Consider the following 12,329-nt stretch of genomic DNA (forward strand, 5'->3'; position numbering starts at 1 on the left):
TGCCCAAAACCATCGCAAATTGCTGATGGATCAATCGAGTCTCGCTGATGGTTCAACGCTACTCCGCCGCCGCCAATCCCGCCATGTCGCGGTTCTTCATCAGCTTATAGACGATCGAATCCATCAGCGCCTGGAAGGAAGCATCGATGATGTTTTCGGAGACGCCTACCGTCCACCAGCGCGCACCGGTGCCGTCATGCGATTCAATCAGCACGCGGGTGATCGCCTCGGTGCCGCCGTTGAGGATACGCACCTTGAAGTCGGCCAGTTCGAGATCGGCGATCTCGCTCTGGAATTTGCCGAGATCCTTGCGCAGCGCAATGTCGAGCGCGTTGACCGGGCCGTGGCCTTCGGCCACCGACATTTTCTCCTCGCCCTCCACCAGCACTTTCACGATCGCCTCCGAGACCGTCTTCAGCTGGCCGTTGGCGTCGAAGCGGCGCTCGACCATGCAGCGGAACGAAGTGACGCGGAAGAATTCCGGCAGGCCATGCAGCATCTTGCGCGCCAGAAGCTCGAAGCTGGCGTCGGCGCCCTCGTAGGCGTAGCCCTCCGCCTCACGTTCCTTGACGACGGCGATCAGCGCGTCCAGCCGGTGATCGTCCTTCGGCATGTCGATGCCGCGCCGCTTCAGCTCGGCGAGGAAATTGGCCTTGCCACCCTGGTCCGAAACCATGACGCGGCGGCGGTTGCCGACAGTCTCTGGCGGCACATGCTCGTAGGTCGCCGGCTCCTTGGCCAGCGCCGAGGCATGGATGCCGGCCTTGGTGGCGAAAGCGGAGGCCCCGACATAGGGCGCCTGCGCTTCGGGCGCGCGGTTCAGCAACTCGTCGAAGGCGCGGGACAGGCGCGATATACCGGTCAACGCCTCTGCCGAAATGCCTGTAGCAAAGCGGCCCGAAAAGGCCGGCTTCAACGCCAATGTCGGCACGATCGAGATCAGGTTGGCGTTGCCGCAGCGCTCGCCGATGCCATTCAGCGTGCCCTGGATCTGGCGCACGCCGGCCTCCACGGCGGCAAGCGAATTCGCCACCGCCTGGCCGGTGTCGTCATGGGCGTGGATGCCGAGATGGTCGCCCGGTATGCCGGCCGCGATCACCTTTTCGACGATGACGCGCACCTCGGAGGGCTGCGTGCCGCCATTGGTGTCGCACAGCACCACCCAGCGCGCGCCGGCATCGTAGGCCGTCCTGGCGCAGGCCAGCGCATAATCTGGATTGGCCTTGAAGCCGTCGAAGAAATGCTCGCAGTCGACCATCGCCTCCTTGCCGGCAGTGAGCACCGCCTCGACCGAGGCCTTGATCGCCTCGAGGTTCTCCTCATTGGTGCAGCCGAGCGCGACGCGGACATGGTAGTCCCAACTCTTGGCGACGAAACAGATGGCGTCCGACTTCGACTGGACCAGCGCGGCAAGCCCAGGATCGTTCGAGATCGACACTCCTGCCCGTTTGGTCATGCCAAAGGCAACGAACTTGGCATCGGCCGTGCGACGCTCGGCAAAGAAGGCGGTGTCGGTTGGATTGGCGCCGGGGTAGCCACCCTCGACGTAGTCGATGCCGAACTCGTCGAGCAGCTTGGCGATGGCGATCTTGTCCTCGACGGAGAAGTCGACACCCGGCGTCTGCTGACCATCGCGCAGCGTGGTGTCGAACAGATAAAGGCGCTCGCGAGCCATGGTCATTTCCCGGCAAACATGTCCGTTGCGCGGATCAGCCTGTCGAGGATGCCCGGCTCCGAATAGGCGTGGCCGGCGCCTTCGATCAGATGGAAATCCGCTTTCGGCCACGCCTTGTGCAGCGCCCAGGCGTAACGCGCCGGGCACGGCATGTCGTAGCGGCCGTGAACGATGGTACCCAGGATATCCTTAAGCTTCCATGCATCGCGCAGCAGCTGTCCCTCTTCCAGCCAGCCGGCATGGACGAAATAGTGGTTCTCGATGCGGGCGAAAGCCAGGGCATAATCATCCTGGCCGAAGGGACCGCTGGTTTCCGGTTCCGGCAGCAGCGTGATCGTCTCGCCCTCCCACAGGCTCCAGGCGCGGGCGGCCTCGACCTGCGCCACAGGATCGCTGCCGACCAGCCGTTTGCGGTAGGCGGCCATCATGTCGCCGCGCTCGGCCTCCGGGATCGGCGCCAGAAACCGCTCCCACTTGTCGGGGAACATCTCCGACACGCCGAACTGGTAGTACCATTCGAGTTCGGCGCGGGTCAGCGTGTAGATGCCGCGCACGACCAGTTCGCTGACCCGCTCGGGGTGGGTCTCGGCATAGGCCAGCGCCAGCGTCGAACCCCACGAACCGCCGAACACCAGCCATTTGTCGAAGCCGCACATTTTTCGCAGGCGCTCGATGTCGGCGACCAGGTGCCAGGTGGTGTTGCATTCAAGCGACGCATTGGGCGTCGATTTTCCGCAGCCGCGCTGGTCGAACAGGATGACATCGTACAGCTTCGGATCGAACAGCCGCCGGTGCTTTGGCGAAATGGTGCCGCCCGGCCCGCCATGCAGGAAGACAGCCGGCTTGGCCCCTCTGGTGCCGGAGCGCTCCCAATAGACCTGATGGCCATCGCCAACGTCGAGCATGCCGGACTCGAAAGCCTCGATCTCGGGATAGAGGGTACGGAATTCGCTGCTCATAATTTCAGGCCCTGCTGCGGCCAGTTGGCCGTCTCGTGATCGGGATGCTGGAAGGAGATGATGGATTCCTGTCGCGCGTAGAAATCCGGGTCGTCATGGATCGGCGCGTCGAAGATCGTCTCGACCCAAGGCAGCCTGGCGGCGTAGTTAACCTGGATCTGCGGCGCCAGATCGGAACGGTCGTCGAAGGCGCCGATGGCGATCTCCAGCGCGCCGGGCTGGCGGTAGGTCAGCGGTGTGCCGCAGCGGGCGCAGAAGCCACGATCGATGTTGACCGACGACTGAAAGTAACTCGGCTCCTCGCGCACCCATTCGACGCCGTCGCTCGGCACTGTCACCAGCGCGCCGAAAAACGACCCGAACTGTTTCTGGCACATGCGGCAATGACAAATGGACGGGCGGCCGAGCGCCCCGTGGATGCGAAAGCGCACGGCGCCGCACTGGCAGCCGCCGGTACGAACGGTTTCGGTCATGATTTTTCCTCTGGCGGCCATTGTTCGGTGTCGTGGTCGGGATGTTGGTAGGAGACGAGATCGGCGAGATAGGAGGCCGACGAGACGTCGGCCATCGTTTCCTCACCTGGCAATTCGTGGACGTGATCCACGTACGGGAGCTTGGCTTCGACACCCCATTGGATGGTCGGCGCGATCTCCTCGGGGTGGTCGAATGTGGCGATGGCGAGGCCCACCCCGTCGGGCGCTTCGAAGGTCAGCGGCGTGCCGCATTCGGCGCAGAAACCGCGCAAAGCCGCGTTGGACGAGCGGAAGCGTTTGGGCTCACCGCGCGTCCAGTCCAGCCTTGCGCCGCGCACCGAGACCAGCGGCAGGTAGAAATTGCCGCTCGCCTTCTGGCACATGCGGCAATGGCAGACGGAAGCATCGCCGAGCGCTCCTTCGACGCGGAAGCGCACCGCGCCGCACTGGCAGCCGCCTGTATAGACCGGTCTGTTGTCGAGGCTCATCGCGAACTACTCCGGGGCATGGCAAACCGCCTCGACATTGTTGCCGTCGGGATCGAAAACAAAAGCGCCATAATAGTTCGGATGGTAGTGCGCGCGCAGGCCCGGCCCGCCATTGTCCTTGCCGCCGGCGGCAATCGCCGCGGCGTGAAAGGCATCGACCTCGGCGCGGCTGCGAGCGGTGAAGGCGACATGCTGATGATCCTTCGGCTTGTCCTTGCCGGCATGCAGCCAAAACACCGGCCGGTCGCGGCCGTAGCCGCCGACCTTGGCGCCGCCGGTATATTCCTGCGGCACCATGTAGAGCAGCGAGGCGCCGAGCGGCGCCATCGCCCTGTCGTAAAAAGCCTTCGACGCGTCGAAATCCGAAACGGTGATGCCGAGATGATCGATCATCTTTTTACCTCCCAGGTGGTGATGCGTTCGCCGGTGACGGGGTCCTTGCCGTCCTTCAACTGGATGCCTTGCGTCAGCAACTCGTCGCGGATGCGGTCGGCCTCGGCCCAGTTCTTGGCGGCGATCAGCGCGAGGCGTTTGGCGATCGCCTTGGCAATGGCGTCTTCATCCACCTTGGCTGTTGCGATGTCGAAGCCGAGGAACAGAAGCGATGCCTTCAGTGAAGCGGCAGCATCGTTGTCTTCGGCGGCTGCGTTGCCGCTACCTGCGTTGAAATCAACAGCATCACCAGCCAACTGCGTCAGCAACTGGAATGCGGCGTAGGTGGCAAGGTCATCCGACAGCGCTTCGATCACATCCGCCGGCACCGGCTTTGCCGTCGGCGGCGCCAGATCGGCCGCCCGCTTCCATTTGCGCAGCGTATTCTCCGCCTCTTCCAGCTTGCGCACGGAAAAGTCGATCGGCTCGCGATAGTGCGTCATCAGCATCGCCAGCCTGAGCACCTCGCCCGGCCATTTGCGGCCGCCAAAGGTATCCGTCTCCAGCAATTCGGTGATCGAATAGAAATTGCCCAGGCTCTTGGACATCTTCTGGCCCTCGACCTGCAGGAAACCGTTGTGCATCCAAATCTTGGCCATCGTTTCGGTGCCGTGGGCGCAACGCGATTGCGCGATCTCGTTCTCGTGGTGCGGAAAGATCAGGTCGAGACCACCGCCATGGATATCGAACACCTCGCCGAGATAGGCGGCCGACATCGCCGAGCACTCGATGTGCCAGCCCGGCCGACCCCTGCCCCACGGGCTGTCCCAGCCCGGCTCCTCGGGCGAAGACAATTTCCACAGCACGAAATCCTGCGGGTTCTTCTTGTGCTCATCGACGGCGACGCGGGCGCCGGCCTGCTGCTCATCGAGATTGCGCTTCGACAACTGCCCATAATCCGGCATGGAAGCGGTGTCGAACAAGACTTCTCCAGCCGCGACATAGGCATGGCCGCGTTCGATCAAGCGTTGAATCAAGAAGATCATGTCGACCTTGCCGTCGGGCCTGGGCTCGACGAACTCGGTGGCGCGCGGCTCGACCGTCGGTTCCAGGCAACCGAGCGCCGCAACGTCCTTGTGGAACTGACCGGCGGTCTTTTCGGTGACCCGCCTGATCGCTTCGTTCAGCGACAGCTTGCCCGATGCAATTTCGCCGCCGAAATCGCGCAGCGCGCGAGCGTTGATCTTGTCGTCGACGTCCGTAATGTTGCGGACGTAAGTGACGTGCGCTTGCCCGTAGAGATGGCGCAGCAAGCGGAACAGCACGTCGAAGACGATCACCGGCCGCGCATTGCCGATATGGGCGAAGTCGTAGACCGTCGGGCCGCAGACATACATGCGTACGTTGCGCGGATCGATCGGGAAGAAATCCTCCTTGCTCCGCGTTAGCGTGTTGTAGAGGCGCAGGCTCTTCGATGCGTCAGACATACGTGCGTTCCCGGTGCGTTACTTTGGGCATGATCTTTCGGGATCGTGCTCTGGATGGAGTCGGTTACGCCGAGGCGCAAATCGGGGTCCAGCCTGCTGGCCGGGGCGTTTGTCCAATCTGGGAGGAGATGAGGCGAAAACGTCCAGGACCAGCGCGAGGCTAGCCGATAATGCAAATGCCACAAATGGCGAAAGACGTTTTCATGGCCGGCTTTATCGCCTTGCCCGGTGTTGCCGTCAAGTCGCTACCTTCGCCAAAAATATCGTTGGCTCACAGGAATTGAGCCACTGAAACATTTTATTAAACAGGTCGGCACTGTGATGAAACATTCGCCGGCTAGATCAGCAAGCGTCACGATTTGGTCGGATTCGGCCAGCAAACGCAGACACGAAGACGTTACCAGGGAAGAGAACAATGCCTAAGCAAGAATCCAACCGCGCCAAGCAACCGGCGCTCGCCAGCCACTACCGGGCGATCGGCCCGGCAGCAATCGTCGCAGCTCTTCTGCACACTGCGAAGAAGAAGAAGCCGGCGCAGAAGATCGTTTCGCCGCGCGCTGCCTGAGAATGCCGACGGGAAGATTGAGGCGCTCACGGCGCACCAGCAATAGTAGCTTCTGCTAAAATAAATTCATCTGACTGTCGTTCGCGCTGGACTTCTGGCGCCTGACCTTCTCAGGCTCAGGCTCGACGACGCCCTTCTCCTGAATCTCCGGCCCGGTATTGGCGACCTTGTTGACGAGGTCGGAAACCGGGATCGCTTCGAAGAAATCGGGCTGGGCGGGTCTCAGCAGATGGGCCACATCGCGCGGCTCGAGCGTGCGGCAATCCAGCCAGAGCGCGAAATCTTCGGGATGGATCACCACCGGCATGCGGTCGTGGATATGGGCAGTATCGGCATTGGCGTGGGCGGTCAGAATGGCGCCGGTGTCCATTTCCGAGCCGCCCGGCTCGGCATAGGTCTCAATCAGCCCGGCGAAGGCGACAAGCCCGCCACGCCTTGGCCGCACCCAATAGGGCTGCCCTCTTCTGCCACCGGTTTGGTGCCATTCGTAGAATCCCGAAGCCGGTACCAGAGCGCGGCGATGGCGCATGGCAGCGCGAAACGACGCCTTTTCCGACGCCCCCTCAGAACGCGCGTTGAACAGCAGCGGGAAGTTACGCGTATCCTTGACCCAGGCCGGGATCAGGCCCCAGCGCACCAGCATCGAGCGGCGGTCGGGCAGGTTCGAGCCCGGCGCCTGCGGCAATCCGGCGAGCGCCATCAGCACCGGCTGCGTCGGCGCGATGTTGTAGCGGGCCGGAAACTCCTCAAGTTCCGCCAGGCTGAAAAAGGCGGCGGTCTGGTCCGGAGTGGCGGTCAAGGCAAAGCGTCCGCACATGAATTCAGCTCTCGAATTGGTGGCATGTGAAAGTGGCCATGGAACCCGCCTTTCGCAACCGCTAAAGCTGTTCGCCGACGGCCGGTCCACAACGGGCTATGCCAATCGAGCGATCCGAAGCCCATGGAAGCACGCAAGATCATTCCGGCAGTCTCGGTCTGCGTCGTGCGCGAGAACACGGTGCTGCTGGTCAAGCGGGCCAGGCCGCCCTCGCAAGGCCTCCATGCCTTTCCCGGCGGCAAGGTCGAAGCCGGCGAGACGCTGGAACAGGCAGCACGGCGCGAATTGCTGGAAGAGACCGGATTGCAGGCGCGCAGCTACCGGCCGCTGCGGGAAATCCACATCGACGGCAGCGGCGACGGGCATCCGGTCGACTACTGGCTGACGGTGTTTGGGGCCGATTATGCTGGCGGCGAGGCGGTGGCCAGCGACGACGCCGAAACCGCGGCTTTCTATACGCTGGCCGAAATGACAGCGATGCCGCTCGCCGATGCGGTGTTTGAAATTGCCGACGATCTACTCGGTCCCAACAAAGACGGCGAGACCTGAGCCAGAGAATCGCCTTGCAGGCGACAAATTGTTTCAGCACAAGGACTCATGAGCCGCACGTCTTCGTTTCTCGCCGCATGCCTCGCCGTCAGTGTGGTTGTCGGTGCGCGCGCGGCGATTGCCGCCGAAGCACCGTTCGAGCCCGGGCTGATGCGGCTGGCGGAAGTGCTCGGCTCGCTGCATTTCCTGCGTAATCTGTGTGGCGAGAAGGGCGATCGGTGGCGAGCCGAGATGGAAAAACTGATCGCATCGGAAAATCCGAACCCGGAGCGGCGCGCCCGCTTCATCGCCAGCTTCAACCGCGGCTACCGGTCGTTCGGCGGTACTTATACGCAATGCACCGCCTCGGCGACGGAAGCCATCAGCCGCTACATGAAGGAAGGCGAGACGCTGTCTCGCGACATCGCTTCGCGCTACGGAAACTGACGACGGCAGCCTGCTTTCCGGAAAAGCCGCATCAAGGGTCGGCGCCGTTGCGGCGGACGTGTTCGACACTTCTCCGCTTGCCTCGGGTGAGGTCTTGGTGCAAACCTGATGTTGCACTTTTGCAACTATGTTAACGAAACGTTAGCGCGCGAATGTGAAATTAACTCAAACTGAAGGTTTCCGTCCCCTTGGCCGGCCTAATCGGCTAAGTTTGAAACGGATCGGACGCAGGTTTGCTGGACGCGACGGAATTTGTAGAAGACGACCAAAAAAATGTCGTATTTACAAATACTTACTGCGCCTGCGTGTAAAAGGGACAACTCAAGCTTGATCCCTGTCCAACGGATCACCGCTTGAAAGGGTGGAAATCGCAATGGAACATGGCGTCAACGACATCGACGCGCTGGTCAGGGAAGAAAAGCGCCTGACTGCCGTGGAAAGCCACAGCGAAGCCTGGGCAGAAGGATTGTCGGCCGGGATCGAGCCGGAAATCATCGCCGAGGCAGCCCTCGAAACGGCATTCGGCGAAATGCTGCGCACCAATGGCGAGACCTCGGCGCTTGCCCTGCTCGATCGTATGCGTGAAAAGGTGATTGCCGGGGCCTTCGAGCCCGAAAGACTGCGGCACTGACCCCGGTTCTTTGACGACGGCGCGCCGCCGGACATCATGTCCGGGCACATGGATGGGCTGGAACCAGGGAGTAGCAGGCGGTGAATTTTTCGATATCAGGCAAGCCGCGCGGCCTGGTCCTCAGCATTTGGTTCACCGCTTCCTGCGCCACGATTCCCCTTGCACTTTTTCTTGCGAGCAGTCCCTCTCAAGCCCTCAGCGAGATCAAGCGCGAAGACCTTCCCTCACCGGTCACGCCGCCACCCGACGGTGACATGTCGCCGCCCGGAAGTGCCGTGCCGATGCCCGGCCCGCTCGGAACGACGCCACCACCGGCCAGCCAGCCGACGCCATCCGACGAGCCGGAACAAACCGAACCGAAAGGGCCGGCCAATGATGGCGGCGTGGCCAATCCGCATGTCGATCCCGACGCGCCTGTGCCCGAAGTCGTCTACGACCTCGCCAAGTTGCCGGAACCGGTCAGGCGCATGCACGATCTGATCGTCGAGGCGTGCAAAAGCGGCGACATCGAAAAGCTTCGGCCGCTGATCGGCACGGGAGACATGATGACCCAATTGTCGCTGGGCGACATGGAGGGCGACCCGATCGCCTTCCTGAAAGGCCTTTCCGGCGACACGGAAGGCCAGGAGATCCTCGCCATCCTGGAAGAGGTGCTCAATGCCGGTTTTGTCCATGTCGATGCCGGCACGCCGCAGGATCTCTATGTCTGGCCCTATTTCTTCGCCCTGCCGCTGGACAAGCTCGATGCCAGGCAGCGGGTCGAGCTGTTCAAGATCGTCACCGCCAGCGACTATGACGATATGAAGCAGTTCGGTGCGTACATCTTCTACCGAGTCGGCATCACGCCGACCGGACAATGGACGTTCTTCGTCGCTGGGGATTGAGTGATTTAGCCTGGCCCCTATGGAGGCAGGGAGCTTAGCCCGCCAACGCCTCGGAAAACTCCACCGCCCTACCCTGGCCCGGCGCGACGATCTCGCCTTCCCACATCACGCGCCGGCCGCGAACGATGGTGCCGACCGGCCAGCCGGTCACCTGCCTGCCGTCATAAGGCGTCCAGCCGACCTTGGAGCCTTGCTGGGCATTGGCGATGGTCTCGCGGCGCTTCAGATCGACGATGGTCAGATCGGCATCGTAGCCGGCGGCAATACGGCCTTTCCTGGCGATGCCGAAAATACGCTGCGGGCCGTGGCTGGTCAGGTCGACAAAGCGCTGCAACGTCAGCCGGCCGGCGTTGACATGATCCAACATGATCGGCACCAAAGTCTGCACCCCGGTCATGCCGGACGGCGACGCCGGATAAGGCTTTGCCTTCTCGGCCAGCGTGTGCGGCGCATGGTCGGAGCCGAGTACATCAACGATGCCTTGCGCAACGCCGTACCAGACCCCGTCGCGATGGCGCGTGGCGCGCACCGGCGGGTTCATCTGGATCAGGGTGCCCAACTGCGCATAATCATCGGCGCTCAGCGTCAGATGATGCGGCGTCGCCTCGCAGGTCGCGACATCCTTGTGCTGTTCGAGGAAGCCTATCTCCTCGGCGGTCGAGATGTGCAGCACATGGATCCGGGCGCGGACCTGGCGCGCGATTCGCACAAGGCGCTCCGTGCAGCGCAACGCAGCGATCTCGTCGCGCCACACCGGATGTGAGGACGGATCGCCCGCGATGCGCTCGCCAAGCCGCTCTCGCAGCCGGAACTCGTCCTCGGAGTGAAAGGCGGCGCGGCGGCGTGTGTTCCTCAGGATCGAGGCAACGCCTTCGTCGTCCTCGACCAGCAGGTCGCCGGTGGACGAGCCCATGAAAACTTTTATGCCGGCCGCACCAGGCAGCCGCTCGAGATCGCCAGCGTCTTTTGCATTGCCGCGGGTCCCGCCGACCCAGAAGGCAAAGTCGCAATGCATGCGGCCGGTGGCACGCCGCACCTTGTCGGCAAGGGTTGCCTCACTGGTGGTCAGCGGATTGGTGTTCGGCATCTCAAAGACGGCGGTGACGCCGCCGAGCACCGCTGCCCGCGAGCCCGTCTCCAGATCTTCCTTGTGCTCCAGGCCCGGCTCGCGGAAATGCACCTGGCTGTCGACGACGCCCGGCAGGATGTGCAGCCCACGGCAGTCGATCGTCTCACCGGCCGACGCCTCGCGGAGGTCGCCGATGGCAGCGATGCGCCCACCATTGATGCCGACGTCGCGAAAACCCTGGCCGTCGTGATTGACCACGGTGCCGCCTGTCAGGATGAGATCGTAGATGGGGGCCATACGGATCCGGTCTCTTGCGGGGGAAGTGCCAGCGGCTTACGTAATGGCCGATAGTTTTGCAAGATCAGGCTCGTTTTCCCATCATGCCCTTTGCCCCGCTCAGAGATCGCGCACTCGTTTCCGTGTCCGGGCCGGATGCCGAGCACTTTTTACAGAACATCCTGACCACCGACCTCGACGTGCTCGGCAGCAGCGAAGCAAAGCCCGGCGCGCTGCTAACGCCGCAAGGCAAGATCCTTTTCGACTTCCTGATCTCGCGCGCCGGCGAAAATGCTTTCCGACTTGAATGCCGTACCGAGACCGCCGATGATTTCATGCGACGGCTGACGCTCTACAAATTGCGCGCCAAAGTCGAAATTGCCAAGCTGGATCAGCCGGTTGTGGCCGTCGCATGGGGAAGCGATTCAACCACTTCGCAATTTGAATCAGCACCGTTTGCCGATGCGCGGTTTGTCGATACTGCCGTCAAGCGCTTCTACGATGACACCGCAGATGGCGGCGACCTTGCCGCATGGCAAGCCTTTCGCATCGCCCATGGCATTGCCGAAAGCGGTGCGGACTACCAGCTCGGCGACGCTTTTCCGCATGACGTGCTGCTCGACGAGATCGGCGGTGTCGGCTTCAAGAAAGGCTGCTACGTCGGCCAGGAGGTCGTCTCGCGCATGCAGCATCGCGGCACTGCCAGGCGTCGGGTGTTGATTGTCTCGGCCGAACGCACCCTGCCCACTTCGCGCGCAGAGTTGACCGTGGAGGGGCGACCGGTCGGCACGCTTGGCTCTACCGCCGGCAGGACAGGCCTTGCCGTTGCCCGCATCGACCGGGTCAAGGCAGCGCTCGACGCCGGCCTGCCGATCCTGGCTGACGACGTCGCCGTGTCGCTCGCTATCCCGTCCTGGGCGAAATTCAGCTTTCCGCAGGAAGCCGTCGGCGCGGAGGACGCCTGATGGCGGCCGATCGCGCCGGGGCGCCGCCACGCGCCTGGCAACGCATGCTGTCCGGCCGACGGCTCGATCTGCTCGATCCCTCGCCGCTCGACATCGAGATCTCCGATATTGCCCATGGCCTTGCCCGCGTCGCACGCTGGAACGGCCAGACCAGAGGCGAGCACGCCTTTTCTGTCGCCCAGCATTCGCTGCTGGTCGAAACGCTTGTCGGCGAGCTGATGCCGGATGCCGACGCCGACGCGCGGTTGGCGGCGCTGCTGCACGACGCGCCGGAATATGTCATCGGCGACATGATCTCGCCGTTCAAATCCGTGATGGGCGGCAGCTACAGGGATTGCGAGATCAGGCTGCAGCGCGCCATCCATCTGCGCTTTTCACTGCCGGCCGAACTCGACGCGGGACTGCGCAAGGAGATCAAGCGAGCGGATCAGATCGCCGCTTATTTCGAAGCAACGCTGCTTGCGGGTTTTTCGACGGCAGAGGCGACGGAGTTCTTCGGGCGGCCGCGCGGCTTCAACGCCGAGCGCTTCGACGTCACGCCGCGCTCGGTGACTTGGGCGCAGAATGCCTTTCTTAAACGCTTTGCGACGATCGAAAAGTCGCGACGCCAGACTGCCGTTCCAGCCGGCTGAAAACGGTAAATTAACCGGCAGGGACAACAGTGCCATGGTTAACCATGGTCCATAGGCTTGC

15 protein-coding genes are annotated in these 12,329 nt (G+C 62.8%); 7 read left to right on the plus strand and 8 right to left on the minus strand.

What is annotated here, in order from left to right:
- Positions 1–58: 58 nt before the first annotated feature.
- From cimA to cysS, 6 genes are read right to left on the minus strand one after another with little or no spacing between them, the layout of a single operon-like run.
- A complete protein-coding gene (gene cimA, locus NKI18_RS27450) occupies positions 59–1,681 on the minus strand; it encodes a citramalate synthase (protein WP_353021228.1) in 1,623 nt (540 codons plus the stop codon).
- The gene (gene pip, locus NKI18_RS27455; RefSeq protein WP_352620464.1) at positions 1,678–2,634 is read right to left on the minus strand and encodes a prolyl aminopeptidase; all 957 of its coding nucleotides are present in this window, start codon (positions 2,632–2,634) and stop codon (positions 1,678–1,680) included. The genes cimA and pip overlap by 4 nt, the downstream gene beginning before the upstream one ends.
- Positions 2,631–3,107, minus strand: a complete 477-nt coding sequence (locus NKI18_RS27460; protein ID WP_352448982.1) for a GFA family protein — start codon at positions 3,105–3,107, stop codon at positions 2,631–2,633. Before NKI18_RS27460 ends, pip begins: the two co-directional genes overlap by 4 nt.
- Entirely contained in the window at positions 3,104–3,595 is a 492-nt protein-coding gene (locus tag NKI18_RS27465; protein WP_352620463.1) for a GFA family protein, read from the minus strand. The genes NKI18_RS27460 and NKI18_RS27465 overlap by 4 nt, the downstream gene beginning before the upstream one ends.
- Positions 3,596–3,601: 6 nt before the next feature.
- Positions 3,602–3,988 (minus strand): VOC family protein, encoded by a 387-nt coding sequence (locus NKI18_RS27470; RefSeq protein ID WP_352620462.1) that lies wholly within the window; start codon positions 3,986–3,988, stop codon positions 3,602–3,604.
- Positions 3,985–5,454 carry a cysteine--tRNA ligase gene (gene cysS, locus NKI18_RS27475; RefSeq protein ID WP_352615885.1) on the minus strand — a complete coding sequence of 490 codons (1,470 nt, stop codon included), beginning with the start codon at positions 5,452–5,454 and terminating at the stop codon, positions 3,985–3,987. Before cysS ends, NKI18_RS27470 begins: the two co-directional genes overlap by 4 nt.
- A 415-nt stretch (positions 5,455–5,869) precedes the next feature.
- On the opposite strand from cysS, the gene NKI18_RS27480 reads away from it, so the two are divergent.
- A complete protein-coding gene (locus NKI18_RS27480) occupies positions 5,870–6,019 on the plus strand; it encodes a hypothetical protein (protein WP_023677745.1) in 150 nt (49 codons plus the stop codon).
- 55 nt (positions 6,020–6,074) lie between these two features.
- On the opposite strand, the gene NKI18_RS27485 is transcribed toward NKI18_RS27480, so the two are convergent.
- Positions 6,075–6,836: an SOS response-associated peptidase gene (locus tag NKI18_RS27485; RefSeq protein WP_352620461.1), complete on the minus strand. Its 762-nt coding sequence runs from the start codon at positions 6,834–6,836 to the stop codon at positions 6,075–6,077.
- A gap of 123 nt (positions 6,837–6,959) precedes the next feature.
- On the opposite strand from NKI18_RS27485, the gene NKI18_RS27490 reads away from it, so the two are divergent.
- The 4 genes from NKI18_RS27490 to NKI18_RS27505 all read left to right on the plus strand — a co-directional run bounded on the left by NKI18_RS27490 (position 6,960) and on the right by NKI18_RS27505 (position 9,326).
- Positions 6,960–7,385: an NUDIX hydrolase gene (locus NKI18_RS27490; protein ID WP_352448986.1), complete on the plus strand. Its 426-nt coding sequence runs from the start codon at positions 6,960–6,962 to the stop codon at positions 7,383–7,385.
- Positions 7,386–7,433: 48 nt separating this feature from the next.
- Positions 7,434–7,811 carry a TIGR02301 family protein gene (locus tag NKI18_RS27495; RefSeq protein WP_352620459.1) on the plus strand — a complete coding sequence of 126 codons (378 nt, stop codon included), beginning with the start codon at positions 7,434–7,436 and terminating at the stop codon, positions 7,809–7,811.
- A gap of 373 nt (positions 7,812–8,184) precedes the next feature.
- Positions 8,185–8,442 carry a hypothetical protein gene (locus tag NKI18_RS27500; protein ID WP_023677749.1) on the plus strand — a complete coding sequence of 86 codons (258 nt, stop codon included), beginning with the start codon at positions 8,185–8,187 and terminating at the stop codon, positions 8,440–8,442.
- Between the two features lie 80 nt (positions 8,443–8,522).
- Positions 8,523–9,326, plus strand: coding sequence for a hypothetical protein (locus NKI18_RS27505; protein ID WP_352620457.1), 804 nt, complete (start codon positions 8,523–8,525; stop codon positions 9,324–9,326).
- A gap of 34 nt (positions 9,327–9,360) precedes the next feature.
- On the opposite strand, the gene NKI18_RS27510 is transcribed toward NKI18_RS27505, so the two are convergent.
- On the minus strand, positions 9,361–10,692 hold the full coding sequence (locus NKI18_RS27510; RefSeq protein WP_352620455.1) for a dihydroorotase: 1,332 nt from the start codon (positions 10,690–10,692) through the stop codon (positions 9,361–9,363).
- Between the two features lie 83 nt (positions 10,693–10,775).
- Between NKI18_RS27510 and ygfZ the strand changes: the two genes are divergently transcribed.
- Positions 10,776–11,636 (plus strand): CAF17-like 4Fe-4S cluster assembly/insertion protein YgfZ, encoded by an 861-nt coding sequence (ygfZ, locus tag NKI18_RS27515; RefSeq protein WP_352620453.1) that lies wholly within the window; start codon positions 10,776–10,778, stop codon positions 11,634–11,636.
- Complete coding sequence (locus NKI18_RS27520) at positions 11,636–12,268, plus strand: YfbR-like 5'-deoxynucleotidase (RefSeq protein WP_352448990.1); 633 nt, start codon at positions 11,636–11,638, stop codon at positions 12,266–12,268. The genes ygfZ and NKI18_RS27520 overlap by 1 nt, the downstream gene beginning before the upstream one ends.
- Positions 12,269–12,329 lie beyond the last annotated feature (61 nt).

The sequence above is a fragment of the Mesorhizobium sp. M0800 genome (genome assembly GCF_040320095.1).
Classification (GTDB): Bacteria; Pseudomonadota; Alphaproteobacteria; order Rhizobiales; family Rhizobiaceae; genus Mesorhizobium.

Coding starts and splice junctions, on each gene's coding strand:
- cimA (WP_353021228.1), bottom strand. CDS start 1,681: ATGACCATGGCTCGCGAGCGCCTTTATCTGTTCGACACCACGCTGCGC.
- NKI18_RS27465 (WP_352620463.1), bottom strand. CDS start 3,595: ATGAGCCTCGACAACAGACCGGTCTATACAGGCGGCTGCCAGTGCGGC.
- cysS (WP_352615885.1), bottom strand. CDS start 5,454: ATGTCTGACGCATCGAAGAGCCTGCGCCTCTACAACACGCTAACGCGG.
- ygfZ (WP_352620453.1), top strand. CDS start 10,776: ATGCCCTTTGCCCCGCTCAGAGATCGCGCACTCGTTTCCGTGTCCGGG.
- NKI18_RS27500 (WP_023677749.1), top strand. CDS start 8,185: ATGGAACATGGCGTCAACGACATCGACGCGCTGGTCAGGGAAGAAAAG.
- NKI18_RS27485 (WP_352620461.1), bottom strand. CDS start 6,836: ATGTGCGGACGCTTTGCCTTGACCGCCACTCCGGACCAGACCGCCGCC.
- NKI18_RS27510 (WP_352620455.1), bottom strand. CDS start 10,692: ATGGCCCCCATCTACGATCTCATCCTGACAGGCGGCACCGTGGTCAAT.
- NKI18_RS27480 (WP_023677745.1), top strand. CDS start 5,870: ATGCCTAAGCAAGAATCCAACCGCGCCAAGCAACCGGCGCTCGCCAGC.
- pip (WP_352620464.1), bottom strand. CDS start 2,634: ATGAGCAGCGAATTCCGTACCCTCTATCCCGAGATCGAGGCTTTCGAG.
- NKI18_RS27495 (WP_352620459.1), top strand. CDS start 7,434: ATGAGCCGCACGTCTTCGTTTCTCGCCGCATGCCTCGCCGTCAGTGTG.
- NKI18_RS27490 (WP_352448986.1), top strand. CDS start 6,960: ATGGAAGCACGCAAGATCATTCCGGCAGTCTCGGTCTGCGTCGTGCGC.
- NKI18_RS27460 (WP_352448982.1), bottom strand. CDS start 3,107: ATGACCGAAACCGTTCGTACCGGCGGCTGCCAGTGCGGCGCCGTGCGC.
- NKI18_RS27520 (WP_352448990.1), top strand. CDS start 11,636: ATGGCGGCCGATCGCGCCGGGGCGCCGCCACGCGCCTGGCAACGCATG.
- NKI18_RS27470 (WP_352620462.1), bottom strand. CDS start 3,988: ATGATCGATCATCTCGGCATCACCGTTTCGGATTTCGACGCGTCGAAG.